Raw genomic sequence first — 20,046 nt, forward strand, 5'->3', positions numbered from 1 at the left:
GTGCCTCAACGATCTGCCGTCATCGCGGCTTCCGCCGGGATGACGGCTTCGTTTGCCGCGGCTTGTCGCTGATCGCCAAGCGCCGCTCACGCCCACTCATTCGGCACCGACCGCTTCTCCGGCTCCTTCATCTTCACCACGCAGAAGCGCTGGCCCGTCGGCGCTTCCATCACCCACCAGCGCTTCACGAACGCGACCTTCTTCGCGCCGAGCTTCTCCAGCCGTTCGGCTTCGGCGTCGATGTCGTCGGCTTCGATGTCCAGGTGCACGCGCGAGGGGTGGTCGACTTTCTGCACTTCGATGTACAGATCGCCCGGCGTGTTGCCGAAGTTCTGGTATTCGGCGGTGTCGTCGCCCGCGTGGCGGTCGGCGATGGTCACGCCGAGCGCCTGGCTCCAGAAATCGGCGGCGGCGTCGAGGTCGTCGGTCTTGCAGTCGATGATGAAACCGGCAAGACGGCTGCGGTGCGCCATGGCAGGACTCCCGTTCGGATGATGGGAGCAGGTTGTACCGCAGCTGCTGACAACCTCCTGTCAGCAGCTTGTCCAGCGAGGTGAATCCGGGCGCAGCGGCTTCTCCGCCTTGCCCGGACTACGGGTGCGTTTACTGGGGCAGGGCCATGTCGTCCAGCAGCGCCTTGAGGAAGCGCGCCGCTTCGCCGCCGGTGCAGGCGCGGTGGTCGAAGGTCAGCGAGATCGGCATGCGGCGGTGCACTTCGATGCCGCCCATCACGGCGACCACGTCATGGCTGAGCTTACCGGCGCCGATGATCGCCACGCACGGCGGCACGACGACCGGCGTCGCGTAGCGGCCGGCGAACATGCCGAAGTTCGACAGCGAGATCGTGTAGCCGCTCAGTTCGGTCGCGGGGATCGTGCGGTCCTCGACCTGCGCGCGCAGGCGCTGGATCGCGCCGCGCACGCCGGTGCCGTCGAGCATGTCGGCGTTGCGCAGCGCCGGCACGAACAGGCCGTCCTCGGTGTCCACGGCAATGCCGATGTCGACATGCGGATGCAGCGTGCGCGTCAGCGTCTCGCCGTCGAACCATGCGTTGAGCGCCGGCACCGTCTTGCAGGCGGCGACGATCGCGCGCACCAGGCGCGCGGTGATGTCCTGCTTGCCGAGCCACGCGTGCAGGTCGGCGTCGTCGCACAGCGTGGTCGGCACGACCTTCGCGTGCGCGTCGGCCATCACGCGTGCCATGTTGCGGCGCACGCCCTTGAGCTGTTCCGGCTGGCCGCTGGCGGCTACGCCCGGCGGCTGCGTGCGCATCGGCTTGCCGCCCTGCGACAGCGTGCTGCGCGCCGGCGCCGTCATCGACGGTGCCGCTTGCGGGGCAGGGCTGGGGTGCGGGCGGGATGCGGGCAGTTCGGCACCGCCGGTGCCTTTCACCCGGGCGGACGGCGCGATGCCCGATGCCGAACCGTCGGCGGCCGCGCGCTTCACGTCATCCATCGTCACCACGCCATCGGCGCCGGACGCGCGAACGCGTGCGATGTCGACGCCGAGCTTGCGTGCCATCGCGCGCACGGCAGGCATCGCCTTCACGCCGCCCACCGCGACGGCCTGTTCGCTGCGAACCGCATCGGAGCTCTGCATCGCGCCGACGACCGTGCCCGAATCCGCACGTGCCTCACCTTTCGGCGCTTCCTCGCCCGCGTCGCTGATCACGCCGCCTTCGTCGGACGCGACGACCTTGTCGCCGTCTTCCGGCGCGTGGCTGCCGGCGCCGTGGTGGTGGCCGGTGTCCTGTCCTTCGGCGCGCTGCGGCATCGACGGATCGATCTCGAATTCGGCCAGCATCTTGCCGGTGACGATCACGTCGCCCGCCGCACCGGCGAGCCGCACGACCTTGCCCGAAACGGGCGAAGGCACGTCGACGACGGCCTTGGCCGTTTCCATCGACACCAGGTTGTCGTCGAGGCGGATCGTGTCGCCTTCCTTCACGTACCACTCGACGATCGTCGCGTCGGGCAGGCCCTCGCCGAGGTCGGGGAGCAGGAAGGTCTTCTTCGTGTTGGCCATACGGTCGTTGTCTCGTTGGAGTGCGGTGGTGCCCTCGCGCGGTGCGCGGCGGGCGGGTATTCAATGCCGGAACGTGGAAACCGACGGCGACGCGGTCACGCGTCCTCGCCGTCGTTGTCGTCGAGCAGTTCGAGCGAACGCGCCGGGATCCAGCCCTGGTGGCCGAGCGCGTTGCGCGCCCACCACCAGCCGGCGAGTTCGTACTGCAGCGTCACCACTTCGTCGGCCTGCGTGTCGAGCTCGCGCGTGTCGTAATCGTCGAGCGCGGTGGCCGGGCCCTGTTCGCGATCGAACAGCTTCGCCGGCACCCAGCCCGCATGGCCTTCGGCGATCGTGGTCCACACGAACTCGGGCCAGTCGGTGTCGCGATCGCCCAGTTGCACGGCGTCGCCGCGCGCGAGCCGGATCGGCGGGCGATCCGGCGCGTTGTGCGAGACGACGACGCGTGCGTGGCGCATGGCTCAGCTCGCCGCCAGCGTGCGCTTGGCGGCCGCGACGATGCGGTCGACGCTCGGCAGGTACTTCATTTCCAGGCGGAACAGCGGGATGTGCGTGTCGTAGCCGGTCACGCGTTCCACCGGTGCGAGCAGGTCGAACATCGATTCCTCGGCCAGGCGCGCGGCGATTTCCGCGCCGAAACCGGCGGTCTTCGGCGCTTCGTGCACGATCACGCAACGGCCGGTGCGGCTGACCGATTCGGCAATGGTGTCGAAGTCGAGCGGACGCAGCGTGGCGACGTCGATGACCTCGGCGCTGATGCCTTCGCCGGCGAGTTTTTCGGCCGCTTCCAGCGCTTCCTTGACCTGCGCGCCCCACGTCACCAGCGTCACGTCGGTGCCGTCGCGCAGCACGTAGCACACGTCCAGAGGCAGCGCTTCGCCGTCGTCGGGCACGACTTCCTTGTACTGGCGGTAGATGCGCTTGGGTTCCATGAAGATCACCGGATCCGGATCGCGGATCGCGGCGAGCAGCAGGCCGTAGGCGCGCGCGGGCGAGGACGGCATCACCACGCGCAGGCCCGGCACGTTGGTGAAGATGGCTTCGTTCGCTTCGCTGTGGTGTTCCGGTGCGCGGATGCCGCCGCCCCACGGCACGCGAAGCACCATCGGGCAGCTGAGGCGACCGCGCGTGCGGTAACGGAAACGCGCGGCGTGGCAGATGATGTGGTCCACCATCGGGTACACGAAGCCGTCGAACTGCGATTCGGCGACCGGCTTCATGCCCTGCGACGCGAGGCCAACGGTGAGGCCGGCGATGGTGGTTTCGTCCAGCGGCGTGTCGAGCACGCGCTCCGGGCCGAACTGCTGCTGCAGGCCGGCGGTGGCGCGGAACACGCCACCGTTCACGCCGACGTCCTCGCCGAGCACGAGCACCTTGTCGTCGGCGCGCATTTCATACGCGAGCGCCTGCGTAATCGCCTCGATCAGCGTGATCGCCGCCGGCGCGCCGACGGACTTGGCCGATTCGATCTTCTTCTTGTCTTCGGCGTTCATCAGCGGCCCTCCTGTGCGAGCGCGAAGGCGCGTTGCGCCAGCAGGTCCGGCGGCGGATCGGCGTAGAGGTAATCGAACATCGCCTCGACCGGCTGCACCGGCGTTTCGAGGTAGGCGTTGATCTCGACGTCGACCTTCTTGCCGCATTCCTCGCCCCAGGCCTTCTCTTCGTCCTCGCTCCACACGCCCTGCGCGGTGAGGTAGGCACGCAGGCGCGCGATCGGTTCGCGCGTCCAGGCGTCCTTCACTTCGCTTTCGTCGCGATAACGGCGTGCGTCGTCGGCGGTGGTGTGGTCGTGCAGGCGATAGGTCATGAACTCGATCACGCTGCCACCCTCGCCGCTACGCGCGCGTTCGCTCGCGCGGCGCATGCCTTCGAGCACGGCGATGAGGTCGTTGCCGTCCACCTGCAGGCAATGCAGGCCGCCGGCCAGGCCCTTCTGCGCGAGCGTCTTCGCGCCGGTCTGCGCCGAACGCGGGACGGAGATCGCCCAGCCGTTGTTCACCACGCACAGGATCAGCGGCAGCTGGTACGCGCCGGCCGAATTGAGCGCGGCGTAGAAGTCGGTCTTCGACGAACCGCCGTCGCCGCAGCACGCCACGGCGAGCTGCTTCTGCTTCATCAGCTTGAACTTCAGCGCGGCCCCGGCGGCGTGCAGGCACTGCGTGGAAATCGGCACGCACCAGGCGTAATCCTGTTTCGGGCCGGAGAAGTCGTTGCCGCGTTCGTCGCCACCCCAGTACAGCAGCACTTCGCGCGGCAGCACGCCGCGCATGAACTGCGCACCGTATTCGCGATAGCTCGGGGCGAACACGTCGTCGGGCTGCATCGACGCGCCGATGCCCACGTGCGTGGCCTCGTGGCCGAGGCAGCTGGCGTACGTGCCGAGCTTGCCGGTGCGTTGCAGCGCGATGGCCTTCGCGTCGAACGTGCGCACGAACAGCATCCGCTTGAACAACGGCAGCAGCGCCTTGGGATCGCGGAACGCGGCGGGGAGCTCGGCGACGGGCTTGCCGTCGGCGCCGAGGTATTGCAAATATTCGATTTCGAAGGTCGCGGCGACCGTCATCGCGGGAGTCCTGACTGGGTGTCGGTGACAGGGAGCCGAAGCGGCCGCGTCCCGGATCCAGTGCCGGCGCAGGACCGTTCGGAGGGCTGGGCCGGGGCATGCCCGACCTGGCTCCGAGGCGCGCCGGCGGCCTTGGAAAAACCGGGCCGTAGCGACGCGCTGTAGCCCGGGATGATACCCAAGGGCGCGTAAAGGCCCGTTGCGCGGTGCGGCATGCAACTTTGCGGAAAAGACGCTAGACGGCGCCGGACGCGGCGGTATGGAACGCAGCTGAATGCGCGGTTCGGAAACGGAAAGGGCGCGGGATCGCCGCGCCCTTCCGTGTGGTCACCTGTCGTCGATCAGCGGCGGATCGCCACCGTCAGCGTGTCGGTGTTGTCGGACGCGTCAGGATCGGGCGTGGCCGATTCGACACGGGCGTTGAACTCCAGCTGCGTGCCGGTGCGCGGGCGCTCCGGCACGACGATCGCGAAGGCGAACCACTGCACGTTCGTGCCGAGCGAAGCGTTCCGCGTGCACTGCGCGCGGAAGCCCGAGGTCGTCGCGACGCGCGCGCAACTCCAGCCGGACGGCGCCGCCACCGCCGCGGCCGACACCGCGACGTTGCCGTCGATCGTCAGCGTCGGTTGCACCGCGGCGTCCGGACCGGCGTTGCGCACCGGCACCAGGAACGTCGCGATCGCGCCCTTGCGCACCGGCAGCGCGCCGCCTTCGATGCGCACCGACAGGTCGGCGGCAGTGACCACCGTGACCTGCGCGACGGCGTCGTTGTCGGCGTTGGACGGATCGCGCGTCTGCGAGCGCGCGGCCACCGCCATGCGCACCACGCTGCCGTTCGCCAGCGCCGGCATCGTCGTGCGCAGCGTGAACGTCGCGTTCTGTTGCGATGCGAGCGCGGCGAGCGTGCAGGCGACGGTCGTCGCGCCGGCGTCATGCACGGGCGCGTCGCACATCCAGCCGGCGGGCACGTCGATGGCCGGCGTCACGTCCGCATCGAACGCGAACGCCACCGCGGCGCCATCGGCGGCGTCGGGGCCGGCGTTGTGCACGGTTGCGGTCCACGTCGCCACTTCACCGGCGCGCAGCGTCGCGGGCGACGCCGAAGCGGTGGCCGACAGGTTCGCACTGCGGAACTGCGGCACGCGGATCGCCACCCGCACCGGATCGTGGTCGGACACGCGCAGCGGCACCGAGGTGTCGCCGAAGTGGTCCACCGCGAAGCCGGCGTTGATGCGCGCGTGTTCGACGGTGACGGTCGACGCGCCCATCACCACCGCTTCGTTCACCAGCACGTGGTCGAGCGTCTGCGCGTTGCCGGCGAAGACGTACGAGTAACGCTCGGCGGGATCGGCGATCAGTTCCGAGCCGTCGATCAGCGGCGTCGTCACCGGGCTGTCGACGTAGGTGAGCACCTGGTCTTCCGCGGCTTCGGCGCCCTTGATGACGCCGAGCACGTCGACGTAGCCGTCGTTGAATTCGAACGCGTTGAAGTCGCCGACCAGCACGATCTTCTCGTCCGGATTCGCGGTCTGCATCTGCTGCACCAGGCCGGCAAGGTACGCCGCCTGCGCGCCGCGCTTGGCCCGCACGCGCGCGCCGTCGGTGCTCCAGCCGTTGCTGCCGGGCGCGGTCGAATCGATGTCGCCGAGCGAACGCAGGTGGTTCACCACGACCGTCACCGGATACGTCGCGCCGTTGTCGTGGTGCACGGTGGCGCGCAGCAGCAGCGGCGGGCGGTCGTTGAGCAGGCTGGTGCTGCCGTCGGGATTGGCGAGCGTCGCGTCCTTGCCGAACTGCACGACTTCACGGACCTCCACGCGCGAGACGCCTGCGCCAACGCTGCGCGTGGCCACGAGGAAGCCGACGTTGATGCCGCCCACGTCGTTGCCCTGCGACAGGTACGGCACGTACTGCGGCGCGCTCGCGCAGCTGGCGTTGATGCGGTCGGCGAGCATGCCGAGCACGCGCAGGTTCTCCACTTCGACCACGCCGAGGATGTCGGGCGTCTTGAGGTAATCGCAGATGACGCCCGCGGTCTTCGTCAGGCGCTTGTCGAGCGCCTCGGACTTGATCGTCGGCGCGCCGTTGTTGTCGTCCACCTCGTCGAAGAAGCGCAGCAGATTGAAGCCGCCGACGGTGACCTCGTCGCGCTGTGCGTCGTTCACGGCCTGTGGCAGGCGGCCGGCGGTGACGGTCGGCGGCGTTGCCGTGTCGGGCAGCAGTGCCCACGTTCCGCCGAAGTAGTCGAGCACGCCAAGCAGCCCGGCCGCCTGCGCGCCGGCATCGGCCGACAGTGCGAACGCGCCGACCTGGCCGCGGCTGCGGACCATCAGGCGCTCGGGGTTGGTGTCGAACAGCGGCGGGTTCTTGCTCGGCGGCAGCGTCGCCAGCGCGGCGTCCATCACGCCGATGCCGGGTTCGCGGAACGGCGTCGGCACGTCGGGCAACGTCACGTAGAACACGCCGTCGCTGCTGGCGGTGGCGTCATCCTCGTCGATGCGGCCTTCCGACGGGCCGACCACGACCGCGCTCGCCACGCTGACGCGCATACCTTCGAGGCGTTCGAGCGTGGCCGGCGTGGCCGCGGGCGACAACTCTGCGGCGGTGAGTTCGACCGGTGCTGGCAGCGCGACGCCGGTCTCGAGCAGTTCCACCGTCGGCCCGGTGATCTCGGTGATCGTGAGCTGGTTGACGTTGGACGCCGGGACGAATTCCTCGACCTTGCCCGTCACGCGCACACGGTTGCCCACCGCGGCCGAGGCCGGCGGCGCTGCGCTGGTAAAAACGAACACGCCGTCGGACGTCAACGGATCGCCGTCGTCGTTCGCGGCCTGCAGGAAGAAGCCGTTGTTGAACTTCAGCGCGGTGACGATGCCTTCGGTCACCACGCGCTCGCCTTCCTCCGGCGAACGCAGCCCGCTGCCCTGGATCTGCGCGATGGTGCGCGGCGTCGCGGGCTCCGGCTCCGTCGGCGTCGAGCCGCTGTTGCGCGGCGCCGGCGTACCTGCGGTGAAGTCGGCATTGTTGTTGTCGGTGTCGCTCGCGCCGTTACTGTTTCGCAGCGCGGCCGTGGCGGCGCTGAGCGTCGGCGCGGCGCCGGCACCTTCGAAGAAGTTGGCGTTGCCATAGCCGACGAGGTCGGCGATCAGCGCGCGCTGTTCGGCCGAACACGGCGTGCTTGCGCCGTTGCAGGCCAGCGCGGCGGCCTGCCGGATGAGTGCGACCTTGCCGGCGCCGGCGGCCATCGCCGCGGGGCCGGTGGCGTCGGGCGTCGGCAGCGGCGCGCCGGCCGTGCCGCCGCTCATCGCGACCAGGAAGTACTTGCCCGGCTGCACGGTCGCGGCGGGCAACACGGCGACGCCGCTGAAGTTGCCGGTGCCGGTCGCGCTGGCGTACTGCACCGACATGCCGGCCAGCGACACCGGCGTGGTGCCGCGGTTGTAGAGCTCCACGAAGTCGTTCGCGAAGACGGCCGTGCCACCGCCGCCGCCGCCGTAGACCTGGCTGATGACCACCTGCGCCTGCGCGCCGCCGGCCAGCGCCAGCAGCGATGCGAAGGAGAACAACGCGGCCGCGACGCGGCCCCTGACCCTGTCCATAAGTCTTTCCCCGTTGGTGGGCGGGCCCGTCGGGCCGCCCGAGTGAGCGTTCCTCGCTTGCCCACGCCCCTGTTCGCGGACCGGCCGAGTCTGCCGCATCGTCCGTCGCGGGTATTTCACGCGGGTGACCGTCCGTCCGGGCGAACGGCACCGATGCGCTACCCTTTTCATCCCCCTGGCCGGAACCTTCCGGCGTCACCCGAGCCTGCAATGACGGTCGAGAAGAACGAGCGCGAACTGGAATCGAGCATCCACACCGATTTCGAAGGGCGGATGAGCTATTCCGGTTACCTGCAGCTCGACACGCTGCTGTCGGCGCAGCAGCGGCTGTCCAACCCGCCGCAGCACGACGAACTGCTGTTCATCGTGCAGCACCAGGTCGCCGAGCTGTGGATGAAGCTGATGATCCACGAGCTGAAGGCCGCGATCGCGAACCTGCGCGAGGATCGCCTGGGCGAATGCCAGAAGATCTTCGCGCGCTGCAAGAACATCCTGCGCCAGCTGACCGAGATGTGGTCGGTGCTGGAGACGATGACGCCGTCGGACTACATGAAGTTCCGCGAGATCCTCGGCCCGTCGTCGGGCTTCCAGTCGCTGCAGTACCGCACGATCGAATTCCTGCTGGGCAACAAGAACGCGTCGATGCTGAAGGTGTTCGCGCACGACGCGAAGGCCGAAGGCGCGCTGCGCGAAGTGCTCGAGTCGCCCAGCCTCTACGACGAGGCGCTGCGTTACCTCGCGCGCCATGGCCATGACGTTCCGGCGCGCCACGTCGAGCGCGACTGGTCGCAGTCGCACGTAGCCGATCCGGCGCTGCTGCCGGTGTTCGAACGCATCTACGAGAACGTCGACGCGCACTGGGCCGCGTACCACCTGTGCGAGGACCTGGTCGACCTGGAAAGCCAGTTCCAGCTGTGGCGCTTCCGCCACATGCGCACGGTGATGCGCATCATCGGTTTCAAGCGGGGCACCGGTGGATCGAGCGGCGTCGGCTTCCTGCGGCAGGCGCTGGACCTGACCTTCTTCCCCGAGCTGTTCGACGTGCGCACGATGATCGGCGGCGGCCCGGCGTACCACTCGCCACCGGCGGAGTAAGGGTCGATGGCGCGCCGCGTGCACGACTGTGTCGGCGCGCTGCTGGTGCGCGATGGGCACGTGCTGCTCGGCCGGCGACGCGATGATTGCGACTGGCTCGCCGGTGCGTGGGACGTGTTCGGCGGCCACGTCGAAGCGGGCGAGAGCGGCGAGCAGGCGATCGCGCGGGAACTGGCGGAGGAACTCGGGCTCGTCGTCGAGGCGCGCGACTTGTTCTATCTGGGCGACCTCGAAGGTGCCGCGCCCGAGCCGTGGCGCCTGCGGCTGTACCGCGTCGCCAACTGGACCGGCGAGCCGGCGAACCTCGCCGAGCATTCCGAACTGCGCTGGTGCGCGCTGGAAGATGCGCAGGCGAAGCTGCGCGACGCGCATCCGGACTTCCCGCGTTTGCTCGCATTGGCGGTCGAAGCCGCGGCCGCCGCCGGCCGGCCCTGATCGTCCCTGTTCAGCCGGATGCTGCGCCGCAGCACGGCTTTTCCGCCTTCACGTGTGTTTGACGGAAGGGGCGCGGCCCGGTAATCCTCCCCGGTCCCGTGCCGCCCGGCGTGGGTTTTCCTTTGTCAGTACTTGATCCACCACGGGGGACACCGCATGAGCGGAACCGCTACACCGACGCCCGGCCAGGCCGCGCCTCTTCCCGCATTCCCGCAGACCATGGGCCATCCGCGCCCGCTGTGGATGCTCTTCATGACGGAGTTCTGGGAGCGCTTCGCGTTCTACGGCATCCGCTGGGCGCTGGTGCTCTACATCGTCGCCCAGTTCTACGACGGCAGCGGCACGGGCGAGACGCCCGCCAACCAGCTCTACGGCGCCTACCTGGCACTGGTGTACGCCGCGGCGATCTTCGGCGGTTACGTGGCCGACCGCGTGATCGGCTACCAGCGCTCCATCCTGCTCGGCGCGACGATCATGGCCGCGGGCCTGTTCATGATCGCGATGCCGAACCATGAGGTCTTCAAGCTCGGCCTGGCGACGATCATCGCCGGCAACGGCCTGTTCAAGCCGAACATCTCCACGATGGTCGGCAAGCTCTACGCCGTCGGCGACGAGCGCCGCGACTCGGGTTTCACCCTGTTCTACATGGGCATCAACCTGGGCGCGATGGTCTCGCCGCTGATCACCGGCTGGTTCGCCGAGAACGTGTTCGGTTCGCCCGACATGCCGGCCTACAAGGTGGTGTTCATCACCTCCGGCATCGGCATGCTGATCAGCCTGGTCTGGTTCTGGATCGGCCGCGGCCAGCTGCAGGGCATCGGCCTGCCGCCGGTCGGCAGCGAGAGCCGCAAGCGCCTGGCGATCACCGCGCTGTGCGCGATCATCGCGATCCCCGGTATCTACTTCCTGCTGAGCATGGGCGCCGACTCGCTGCAGTGGGTGCTCACGGCGATGTTCGTCGCGCTGGCGATCCTGCTGCTGGTGGAGGGCATCCGCGAAGGCCCGCGCCAGCGCGACATGGTGATCGCGATGCTGATCATCTTCGCGTTCAACGTGCTGTTCTGGTGCTTCTTCGAACAGGCCGGCAGCTCCTTCAGCTTCCTCGCCGAGAAGATCGTCAACCGCGACTTCGGCGGCTGGACGTTCCCGGTGGGCTGGTTCCAGTCGGTGAACTCGGTGGCGATCATCACGCTGGCGCCGATCATCGCGTGGATCTGGGTGAAGATGGGCCGCCACAACCCGTCGATCCCGCGCAAGTTCAGCCTGGGCCTGATCTTCAACGGCCTGGCCTTCCTGCTGCTGATGTTCGCGCTGTCGACGCTGGTCGATCCGCAGACGCTGAAGATCCCGTTCTGGACGCTGTTCGCGGTGTACTGGATCCAGTCCATCGGCGAGCTGTGCCTGTCGCCGATCGGCCTGTCGATGGTGACCAAGCTGGCGCCGGTCCGCCTGGTCGGCTTCGGCATGGGCGGCTGGTTCCTGTCGACCGGCATCGGCAACAACCTGTCGGGCATCTTCGCCAGCCACGTGTCGGGCGAGACCGGCATGAACGTGCAGTCGGCGCTGTCGGGCTACACCTTCGGCTTCTGGGCGCTGGTGATCCCGGGCGTGCTGCTGTTCCTCATCGCGCCGCTCGTGCAGCGACTGATGCATGGCGTGAAGTGACGCATCGGCCGGCTCGCGCGTTACGCGCGAGCCGCTTTGCCGATGCGTCATCCCGGCGAAAGCCGGGATCCAGGCCGGTAGCGCTTCAAATCGCAGTGCTTCAAAAGAACAACGGCGACCTTCGGGTCGCCGTTGTGCTTTTCTCCATTCGCTTGCAGAGAGGCCGCACCAGCAAAGGCCTACGAAACCCCTTCCGCCTCGGCCCGCAGTTCCAGCTCGTCCAGCTTGTCGAGCAGGCGGAACAGCACGGCGCGCTCCTGGTCGTCGATGCCGTCGAGCAGGCGTCGCTCGAACGCCAACGCCAGCGGCGCCACTTCGTCATAGATGCGGTAGCCGCCCTCGGACAGTTTCAGCACCGAACGACGCCGGTCGTCGCCGTGGATCTCGCGATCCAGACGCCCCGCATCGAGCAGGCGCGCGACGGCGCGACTCACGGCGACCTTGTCCATCGCGGTGCGCTGGGCGACCTCGTTGGCCGACAGCCCCGGATAGCGCCCGAGCACCGCCATCACCCGCCATTCGGTGATGCTGAGCTGGAATCGCTCGGTGTAGATGCGCGCGATCGTGCCGCTCACGCGGTTGCTCAGCACCGAGAGCCGGTACGGCAGGAAATGCTCCAGGTCGAGCTGGGCGTGGCCGGGCAGGGGCCCGAGCGGGCCCTGGTTGAGCTTGGGAATTCCGGGGTCGCGCGCATTCATGATGCGATGTGCCTTGATTATGGTTTCAGGTGAAACTATAACGGTCGTTTCCGAATGGCCCGGCCGGAAGTCCGTCCCCACAGCCGGGCCGCTATCTGAGAACAATGCCATGAATGCGCAGCCCAACCTCGGCATGCAGGTCACCACGTTCGAGAACCCGCTCGGCATCGACGGCTTCGAGTTCGTCGAATTCGCCGCCCCGGCCGGCCAGGGCGAGGCCCTCCACGATTATTTCCGCAAGCTGGGCTTCACGGCCGTACTGCGCCACAAGACGCGCGCGATCACCGTGTATCGCCAGGGCGACGTGAACTTCCTCGTCAACGAGGACCCGGACAGCTTCGCCGCCGACTTCGCCGCCAAGCACGGCCCGAGCGCGTGCGGCTTCGCGATCCGCTTCAAGGAAACCTCGCAGAAGGTGTTCGACACCGTCGTCGGCAACGGCGGCGAGGCCATCACCGACAAGGCCGAGACGCGCGCCGTCGCCGCACCGGTGGTGAAGGGCATCGGCGACTGCATGCTGTACCTGGTCGACCGCTACGGCGCCGCCGGTTCGATCTACGACGGCGACTACCTGCCGGTGCAGGGCGCCGAAGCCGCGCCGAAGGGTTTCGGCCTGACCTTCATCGACCACCTCACGCACAACCTCTACTTCGGCAACATGCAGAAGTGGTCGGACTATTACGAGCGACTGTTCAACTTCCGCGAGATCCGCTACTTCGACATCAAGGGCGCCAAGACCGGCCTGGTGTCCAAGGCGATGACCGCGCCGGACGGCATCGTGCGCATCCCGCTGAACGAGTCCAACGATCCCAAGTCGCAGATCAACGAATACCTCGACGCCTACAAGGGCGAGGGCATCCAGCACATCGCCTGCTTCACCGACGACATCTACGAGACCGTCGAGGCGATGCGCGCGCAGGGCGTGGAGTTCCTCGACACGCCGGACACGTATTTCGAAGTGATCGACCAGCGCGTGCCGGGCCACAACGAGGACGTCGAGCGCCTGCGGAAGAACAAGATCCTGATCGACGCCGACCGCGAGACGCACCAGCGCAAGCTGCTGCAGATCTTCACGCAGAACGCGATCGGCCCGATCTTCTTCGAGATCATCCAGCGCAAGGGCAACGAAGGCTTCGGCGAAGGCAACTTCCAGGCGTTGTTCGAAAGCATCGAGCGCGATCAGATGCGGCGCGGGGTGTTGTAAGGGACAGACGGCGCGTCTGCGTCGCGATCTGCCGAGCCCCAGCAGGAGTACCAGATTTGCGGCGCGGTAAGCCCCTCTCCCGGCGGGAGAGGGGTTGGGGTGAGGGTAGGGAAGCCCATGTCGTCCAAGCCGCCATTGCCGACACGAACCCACGCGCATGCGAAGCGGTTGCGTGATGGCATGACGGACTCGGAGCGCGTGCTGTGGCAACGGTTGCGTGCGAGCCAGCTCGGCGGCTTCAAGTTTCGTCGCCAACACCCAGTGCCCCCGTACATCGTGGACTTCTACTGCGAGCGTGCGCGGCTGGCGGTAGAGGTGGATGGCTCGCAGCACACGGCCATATCGGATGCGGCGCGGGACGCCTTCCTCCACTCGCGCGGAATTGCGATCCTCCGCTTCGCAAGCAATGAAGTTCTTCAGCAACTGGACGCGGTGATCGAGGCGATCTGGAACCATCTGGACACCCCGACCCTCACCCCAACCCCTCTCCCGGAGGGAGAGGGGCTACAAGCAAAGGCGGACCCGTCATGACCATCACCAGCAACGGCTACCAATCCGGTTTCGGCAACGAGTTCGCGACGGAGGCGGTGGCCGGCGCGCTGCCGGTCGGGCGCAACTCGCCGCAGCGCGTCGCGCACGGGCTGTATGCCGAACAGATTTCCGGTACGGCGTTCACCGCGCCGCGCCACGCGAACCGTCGCAGCTGGCTGTACCGCATCCGCCCGGCGGCGATGCACGGCGGGTTCTCGCCATACGCACATCCGAAGGCGTCGTTCCACAACGACTTCGACGACGCGCCGATCTCGCCCGACCAACTGCGCTGGAGCCCGTTGCCGATGCCCGAAGGCGGCGTCGATTTCGTCGACGCGCTGTTCACCATGGCCGGCAACGGCTCGCCCGCCGCGCAGAGCGGCGTCGCGATCCACGTCTACGCCGCCAATCGCGACATGCAGGGCCGCTGGTTTTACGACGCCGACGGCGAGCTGCTGATTGTGCCGCAGCAGGGACGGCTTCATATCGAAACCGAACTCGGCGTGCTCGACGTCGAGCCGCAGGAAATCGCCGTGATCCCGCGCGGCATCCGCTTCGCGGTGACGCTGCCCGATGGCGAGGCGCGCGGCTATGTCTGCGAGAACTTCGGCGCGATGCTGCGGCTGCCGGACCTCGGCCCTATCGGCAGCAACGGCCTGGCGAACCCGCGCGATTTCCTCGCACCGAACGCCGCGTACGAGGACGTCGATGGCGACTTCGAACTCGTCGCGAAATTCCAGGGGCACCTGTGGCGTGCCGACATCGGCCACTCGCCGATCGACGTCGTCGCATGGCACGGCAACTACGCGCCGTACAAGTACGACCTGCGCCTGTTCAACACGATCGGTTCGATCTCCTTCGACCATCCCGATCCGTCGATCTTCCTGGTGCTGCATTCGCCCAGCGACACGCCGGGCACCAGCAACATGGATTTCGTGATCTTCCCGCCGCGCTGGCTCGTCGCGCAGGACACGTTCCGTCCGCCGTGGTTCCACCGCAACATCGCCAGCGAGTTCATGGGTCTGGTGCACGGCGCCTACGACGCGAAGGCCGAGGGCTTCGTGCCCGGTGGCGCGTCGCTGCACAACTCGATGACGGGCCACGGCCCGGATGCGGCCACCTTCGAGAAGGCGAGCGCGGCCGATCTGTCGAAGCCCGACGTCATCCGCGACACGATGGCCTTCATGTTCGAAACGCGCGCCGTGATCCGCCCGACGAAGCAGGCGATCGACGCCGCGCATCGCCAGCGCGATTACCAGGCGTGCTGGGCCGGGCTGCAGAAGCACTTCGACGCCGGGCGTTGACGCATGCGCCCGGCGCATTTGCGCGCCGTTGACGTCGCCCCGGAGTAGGCTGCCCGCCAGTCGTTCACGAGGGCGCGGTGCGATGAGGATGGCGATGGCGACGGTGCTGCTGCTGGCATTGTCGGCCTGCGGCGAACGCGGGCCGGCGCAGCCGACCCCATCGGCGCCAGCATCGGCAAAGACGGAAGCCGCGCCCGACAGCCCGGCGTCGCCGACACCGCCGTCGGCGCCTGTCGCACAACCCGCCGGCGTGATGCCCGCCCCCGGAGCGATCGGTTACGCCGGCTTCGGCCCCGCGCCGTTCGGCGCCACCGAGGAGCAGGTGCGCATGGCGTGGGGCAAGGATCTCACCGGCCCGAAGCCCGACACGCCCGCGGGTTGCTACTACCTCATGCCGCAGCCGCGTCCGCAGGTCGGCTATCGCATCGGTTTCATGTTCGAGGATTCGCGCTTCGTGCGCATCGACGTGGACACGCCCGACATCGAGGCGCCGGGCGGCGGCCGCATCGGCATGACCACGCAGGACATCCAGCGCCTGTACGCGGGCCACGTGCAGATGCAGAACCACAAGTACGTCGAAGGCGGCCATTACCTGCGCATTCCGAACCCCGGCGGCGGTTCGGGCGTGGTGCTGTTCGAGACCGATGCGGATGGGCGCGTGACCGCGTGGCGCATCGGCGAGCCGCCACAGGTCGATTACGTGGAAGGCTGTTCCTGAGACCCGTGTCGTGTACGCCGCACGTCGCCTCGGGCATAGAATCCAGGGATTGAGGACGTGGAGGGGGACACGATGCTCGAGGCCATAGGCTGGTTCGTACTGGGGCTGGTGCTGCTCGCACTGGGCGGCGATTCGATCGTGAAGGGCGCTTCTGGCCTCGCGCAGCGGCTGGGCGCGTCTCCCTTCGTTGCCGGCCTGGTGCTGGTGGCCTTCGGCACGTCGCTGCCGGAACTCGCGGTCAACTGGCAGGCAGTCGCCCGCCACCAGCCGCTGCTGGCGCTTGGCAACGCGGTCGGCAGCAATGTCGCCAACGTGGGACTGACGCTCGGCGCGGCGGCGTTGATCGCCCCAATGACCGTGCGCTGGCGCGCGCTGTCGCCGCTGCTGCTGGCGCTGCTGCTCGGCACGTTGCTGACGATGCTGCTCGGCTCCGACGGCACGCTGACGCGCGTGGAGGGTTTCGTGCTGCTGGTCGTGTTCGTCGCGGTCGTGACGTACGCCGCGATCCGCACGCGCCGCGAAGCGCCCGAACTGCAGGACGCGATCGCCGCGTTCGCGCGCACCAGCACGGACCTGTGGCTCAACCTCATCCGCTTCGGCATCGCCGCGGTGCTGCTGTACTTCGGCTCGCGCATGGTCGTGCGCAGCGCGCCGACCATCGGCGAAGGCATCGGCATGGCGCCGCTGCTCACCGGCCTGATTCCGGTGGCCATCGGTACGGCGCTGCCGGAAATGGCCGCGGCGATCTCCGCCGCACGCAAGGGCCACGGCGACATCGTTGTGGGTCACGTCATCGGTTCCAGCCTGTTCAACGTGCTGGTGGTGATCGGCGGCATGGCGGCGATCGGCGGCTCGGTCGCGTTCCCCGAATCGTTCGTGATGTTCGAACTGCCGGCGGCATGCGTGTTCGCGCTGATGCTCTATCCGATGCTGCGCGGCGACCTGCACATCAGCAAGGGCGAAGGCGCGGGTCTGGTGATCGCGTTCCTCGCGTGGGTCGCCTTCGAACTGCTCACGATGCATTGAACGCGCGCGTGCGACGCGCACGTCCGGTGCGCGCCGCAGGGGCCGATATACTTCCGGGATGACGCAATCCCCGATGCACGCCACGAACCGGCCCTCTCCGCGCGCACTGCGTGGGCTGGCCGAGTTCTTCCGCCTGGAGGCCGCCGGCGGGATCGTGCTGATCGCCGCCGCCGTGCTTGCGATGGTCGCGGCGAACTCGCCGCTGGTGTCGTACTACGAAGGCTTCCGCGCGCTGCCCGTGCAGGTGCGCGTGGGCGCGTTCGAGATCGCCAAGCCGCTGCTGCTGTGGATCAACGACGGCCTGATGGCCGTGTTCTTCCTGCTGGTCGCATTGGAGATCAAGCGCGAGGCGCTGAGCGGCCAGCTCGCGACGCGTGCGCAACTCGTGCTGCCGATGGTGTGCGCCGCCGCAGGTGTCGCGGTGCCGGCGCTGCTGTTCGTCGCGCTGAACCACTCTGACGCGCAGGCGATGCGCGGATGGGCGGTGCCGACGGCGACCGACATCGCCTTCGCGCTCGGCGTGCTCGCGCTGCTGGGGTCGCGCGTGCCGGCGGGCATGAAGCTGCTGCTGTCGACGATCGCGGTGGTCGACGACCTCATCGCGGTGCTGATCATCGCGTTCTTCTATTCGCACGGATTGTCGGTGACGGCGCTGGTGTGGGCCGCGGTCGCCGTCGCCGGCATGTGGCTGCTCAACCGGCGCGGCGTGATGCGCCTGGCACCGTACCTGCTGCTGGGCGTGGTGCTGTGGGTGTGCGTGCTGAAGTCCGGCGTGCATGCGACGCTCGCCGGCGTGGTGACGGGGCTGATGATTCCGCACGGCCGTGGCACTGAAGATCCCGCCGACACGCATGTGCATTCGCCGCTGGAATCGCTGGAGCACGCGCTGCATCCGTGGGTCGCGTACGCGATCCTGCCGGTGTTCGCCTTCGCCAACGCCGGCCGCGTGCTCGGCGGCATGCGGCTCGACGATCTGCTCGCGCCGCTGCCGATGGGGGTCGTGCTCGGGCTGGTGGTCGGCAAGCCGATCGGCATCGTCGGCGCCGCGGTGCTGATGCGCGCGCTCGGCTGGGCGCGTTTCCCCGACGGGATGGACCTGCGCGCGATGATCGGACTCGGGCTGATGTGCGGCATCGGCTTCACGATGAGCCTGTTCATCGCATCGCTCGCGTACCACGACACCGACGCCTACGGCTCGGCGGTGCTCGGCGTACTGATGGCCTCGCTGCTGTCGGCGGTGGGCGGCTGGCTGTGGTTGCGCGCGACGTTGCCGCGCACGACGAGGATGGACTGAAGGCATGCGGCACGCACTGGTGTTCGGCGCGACCGGACAGATCGGTTTTCCCCTTCTCGGGCTGCTGCGAAGTGACGGCTGGCGCATCACGGCGCTGTCGCGTGCGGAACAGTCCGACGAACCTGGCCTGCAATGGCTGCGCGGCGAACTTCCCGGCGCGCAAGGCCTGCCCGCGCGCGTGGACGCGATCTTCAGTTGCGGTCCGCTGGACGGGTTCGCGAACTGGTATGCGACCTCGCAGATCCAGGCCGCGCGCGTGATCGCCTTCGGTTCGACCAGCGTCGAGGTGAAGCGCGGTTCGGCCGATGCGGAAGAACGCGATGTCGCGCGGCGCCTGCGCGAAGGCGAGGAGCGGGTGTTCAAGACCGCCGGCGAACGCGGCGCCACCGCCACGCTGCTGCGTCCGACGTTGATCTACGGCGCCGGACGCGACGCGACGCTCACGCGCATCGCGCAGCTCGCCAGCCGCTGGGGGCGCTTCCCGCTGCCGCGCGGCGCGAACGGGCTGCGCCAGCCGGTACACACCCGACGACCTCGCCGCCGCGGCGTTCGCCTGCGCGAACTCGCCTGCGACGCAGGGCCAGACGTATGCCTTGCCCGGTGGCGAAACGCTCACCTATCGCGACATGGTCGCGCGCGTACTCGCATCGTTGAATCCGCCGCCCACGCTCGTCGAACTGCCGTCGCCGATGTTCAACGCCGCGCTGTTCGTGGCGCAGCTTACCGGCCGCGCGACCGGCCTCGGCGAAGCCGCCGTGCGCCGCATGCGCAGCGACCTCACCTTCGACATGAGTCCGGCGCAGCGCGATTTCGGTTACGCGCCGCGCACTTTCCGTCCGCGTGCGCAGATGTTCCAGCCGCGCAGCAGCGACGAAGGCTGAGTCAGATTTCCTCGGCGCGCGGGGCCGGACGCTGCCGGCTCAGGGCGCGCAGCGCGATCAGCAGCACGCCGCCCAGGACCATCGCGCCCCCGATGAGCAAACGCGGGCCGGGGCGGTCGCCCCAGAACGCGATGCCCAGCCCCATCGCCAGCACGGGCACCAGCAGCAGCCACGGCATCACGCGCGCGACCGGGTGCCGCTGCACCAGCACGTAATACAGCCCGTGCCCGAGCAGCGAGGACACGAACGCCGCATACAGCGCGCCGGCCCACGCCACCCAGCTCCACTGCGGCAGCGTGGCGAGCGCGCCCGGCTCCAGCATGGCGCTGATCGCCAGCAGCGGCAGCACGGCGAAGATCGCCGTCCAGCCCTGCTGGCTGTAGACGTCCATGCCGCGCAGGCCCTTCATCAGCACGGTGCCGATGGCGAGGAACGCCGCCGACACCAGCATCAGCACGAGGGACATCGGGTGGTCCATCACGGTCGGATCGAGTCCGAGCACGAGCACGCCGGCGAAGCTGATCCCGATCGCCAGCCCCGTGCGCCACGCGAAACGCTCGCCGAGCCACCACCACGCCAGCAGCGTCGTCATCGGCACGTAGCTCTGCATGACGATGGCGGGCGAGGACAGATCGCCGGCGAGCTTCAGCGCGGTGAAGCTCAAGCCGAAATGCAGCACGCCGATGCACAGGCACACCGCGAGCAGGCGCGGCCACTGGCCGGGCGCGGGCCGCTTCACCAGCCACGCCAGCGGCAGCGCGAGCAGCGCGAAGCGCAGCGCGGTGAAAAGGAACGGCGGGATTTCGCGCATCGCCAGCGCGGACGTCAGGAAGTTCACGGCCCAGGCCGCGACGACCACCAGGACCAGCATCAGATCGCGCGGGGACATGGCACTCCACGGACGCGGGGAGGGGAGTCGTCCGGTGTTGCCATTGTCGTCGTTTCGCCGCGGGCGCGGCCAGACGTCGTGCGCATCGGCGGCCTTCGCGCGGCTTGATCCGGCTCAAG

The 20,046-nt window shown here is 68.6% G+C and carries 18 protein-coding genes; 10 read left to right on the top strand and 8 right to left on the bottom strand.

Annotated elements, in window-relative coordinates; translation table 11 throughout:
* Positions 1-86: 86 nt before the first annotated feature.
* The 6 genes from ABIE51_RS04025 to ABIE51_RS04050 form a co-directional block, all read right to left on the bottom strand.
* Entirely contained in the window at positions 87-473 is a 387-nt protein-coding gene (locus ABIE51_RS04025) for a VOC family protein (protein WP_157029297.1), read from the bottom strand.
* A gap of 130 nt (positions 474-603) precedes the next feature.
* Positions 604-2,025, bottom strand: a complete 1,422-nt coding sequence (locus tag ABIE51_RS04030) for a dihydrolipoamide acetyltransferase family protein (protein WP_192632323.1) — start codon at positions 2,023-2,025, stop codon at positions 604-606.
* A gap of 95 nt (positions 2,026-2,120) precedes the next feature.
* Entirely contained in the window at positions 2,121-2,483 is a 363-nt protein-coding gene (locus tag ABIE51_RS04035) for an SH3 domain-containing protein (protein WP_192632324.1), read from the bottom strand.
* A 3-nt stretch (positions 2,484-2,486) separates the two neighbouring features.
* Positions 2,487-3,518, bottom strand: a complete 1,032-nt coding sequence (locus ABIE51_RS04040) for an alpha-ketoacid dehydrogenase subunit beta (RefSeq protein WP_115841288.1) — start codon at positions 3,516-3,518, stop codon at positions 2,487-2,489.
* Complete coding sequence (gene pdhA / locus ABIE51_RS04045; protein ID WP_192632325.1) at positions 3,518-4,588, bottom strand: pyruvate dehydrogenase (acetyl-transferring) E1 component subunit alpha; 1,071 nt, start codon at positions 4,586-4,588, stop codon at positions 3,518-3,520. The genes ABIE51_RS04040 and pdhA overlap by 1 nt, the downstream gene beginning before the upstream one ends.
* Positions 4,589-4,929: 341 nt before the next feature.
* A complete protein-coding gene (locus ABIE51_RS04050) occupies positions 4,930-8,187 on the bottom strand; it encodes a lamin tail domain-containing protein (protein ID WP_192632326.1) in 3,258 nt (1,085 codons plus the stop codon).
* Between the two features lie 210 nt (positions 8,188-8,397).
* Between ABIE51_RS04050 and ABIE51_RS04055 the strand changes: the two genes are divergently transcribed.
* The 3 genes from ABIE51_RS04055 to ABIE51_RS04065 all read left to right on the top strand — a co-directional run bounded on the left by ABIE51_RS04055 (position 8,398) and on the right by ABIE51_RS04065 (position 11,382).
* Positions 8,398-9,282, top strand: a complete 885-nt coding sequence (locus ABIE51_RS04055) for a tryptophan 2,3-dioxygenase (RefSeq protein ID WP_192632327.1) — start codon at positions 8,398-8,400, stop codon at positions 9,280-9,282.
* Between the two features lie 6 nt (positions 9,283-9,288).
* Positions 9,289-9,717, top strand: coding sequence for an NUDIX hydrolase (locus ABIE51_RS04060; protein WP_192632328.1), 429 nt, complete (start codon positions 9,289-9,291; stop codon positions 9,715-9,717).
* A gap of 156 nt (positions 9,718-9,873) precedes the next feature.
* The gene (locus ABIE51_RS04065) at positions 9,874-11,382 is read left to right on the top strand and encodes a peptide MFS transporter (protein WP_157029303.1); all 1,509 of its coding nucleotides are present in this window, start codon (positions 9,874-9,876) and stop codon (positions 11,380-11,382) included.
* A gap of 179 nt (positions 11,383-11,561) precedes the next feature.
* Here ABIE51_RS04065 and ABIE51_RS04070 read toward each other — a convergent pair whose 3' ends face one another.
* Complete coding sequence (locus tag ABIE51_RS04070; RefSeq protein WP_115841294.1) at positions 11,562-12,080, bottom strand: MarR family winged helix-turn-helix transcriptional regulator; 519 nt, start codon at positions 12,078-12,080, stop codon at positions 11,562-11,564.
* 133 nt (positions 12,081-12,213) lie between these two features.
* Between ABIE51_RS04070 and hppD the strand changes: the two genes are divergently transcribed.
* The 7 genes from hppD (at position 12,214) to ABIE51_RS04105 (ending at position 19,038) form a co-directional block, all read left to right on the top strand.
* The gene (gene hppD / locus ABIE51_RS04075; protein ID WP_115841494.1) at positions 12,214-13,284 is read left to right on the top strand and encodes a 4-hydroxyphenylpyruvate dioxygenase; all 1,071 of its coding nucleotides are present in this window, start codon (positions 12,214-12,216) and stop codon (positions 13,282-13,284) included.
* A 117-nt stretch (positions 13,285-13,401) separates the two neighbouring features.
* Positions 13,402-13,815: an endonuclease domain-containing protein gene (locus ABIE51_RS04080; protein ID WP_192632329.1), complete on the top strand. Its 414-nt coding sequence runs from the start codon at positions 13,402-13,404 to the stop codon at positions 13,813-13,815.
* The gene (gene hmgA, locus ABIE51_RS04085) at positions 13,812-15,119 is read left to right on the top strand and encodes a homogentisate 1,2-dioxygenase (RefSeq protein ID WP_192632330.1); all 1,308 of its coding nucleotides are present in this window, start codon (positions 13,812-13,814) and stop codon (positions 15,117-15,119) included. Before ABIE51_RS04080 ends, hmgA begins: the two co-directional genes overlap by 4 nt.
* Before the next feature lie 82 nt (positions 15,120-15,201).
* A complete protein-coding gene (locus ABIE51_RS04090) occupies positions 15,202-15,837 on the top strand; it encodes a hypothetical protein (protein WP_192632331.1) in 636 nt (211 codons plus the stop codon).
* Between the two features lie 72 nt (positions 15,838-15,909).
* Positions 15,910-16,863 carry a sodium:calcium antiporter gene (locus tag ABIE51_RS04095; protein WP_115841297.1) on the top strand — a complete coding sequence of 318 codons (954 nt, stop codon included), beginning with the start codon at positions 15,910-15,912 and terminating at the stop codon, positions 16,861-16,863.
* A 73-nt stretch (positions 16,864-16,936) separates the two neighbouring features.
* Positions 16,937-18,157, top strand: coding sequence for a Na+/H+ antiporter NhaA (gene nhaA / locus ABIE51_RS04100; RefSeq protein ID WP_192632332.1), 1,221 nt, complete (start codon positions 16,937-16,939; stop codon positions 18,155-18,157).
* Between the two features lie 593 nt (positions 18,158-18,750).
* The gene (locus ABIE51_RS04105) at positions 18,751-19,038 is read left to right on the top strand and encodes a Rossmann-fold NAD(P)-binding domain-containing protein (protein ID WP_354503502.1); all 288 of its coding nucleotides are present in this window, start codon (positions 18,751-18,753) and stop codon (positions 19,036-19,038) included.
* A gap of 1 nt (position 19,039) precedes the next feature.
* On the opposite strand, the gene ABIE51_RS04110 is transcribed toward ABIE51_RS04105, so the two are convergent.
* Positions 19,040-19,927: a DMT family transporter gene (locus ABIE51_RS04110; RefSeq protein WP_192632334.1), complete on the bottom strand. Its 888-nt coding sequence runs from the start codon at positions 19,925-19,927 to the stop codon at positions 19,040-19,042.
* Positions 19,928-20,046 lie beyond the last annotated feature (119 nt).

This window comes from Lysobacter sp. OAE881 (genome assembly GCF_040546665.1).
Lineage (GTDB): Bacteria > Pseudomonadota > Gammaproteobacteria > Xanthomonadales > Xanthomonadaceae > Lysobacter_J > Lysobacter_J soli.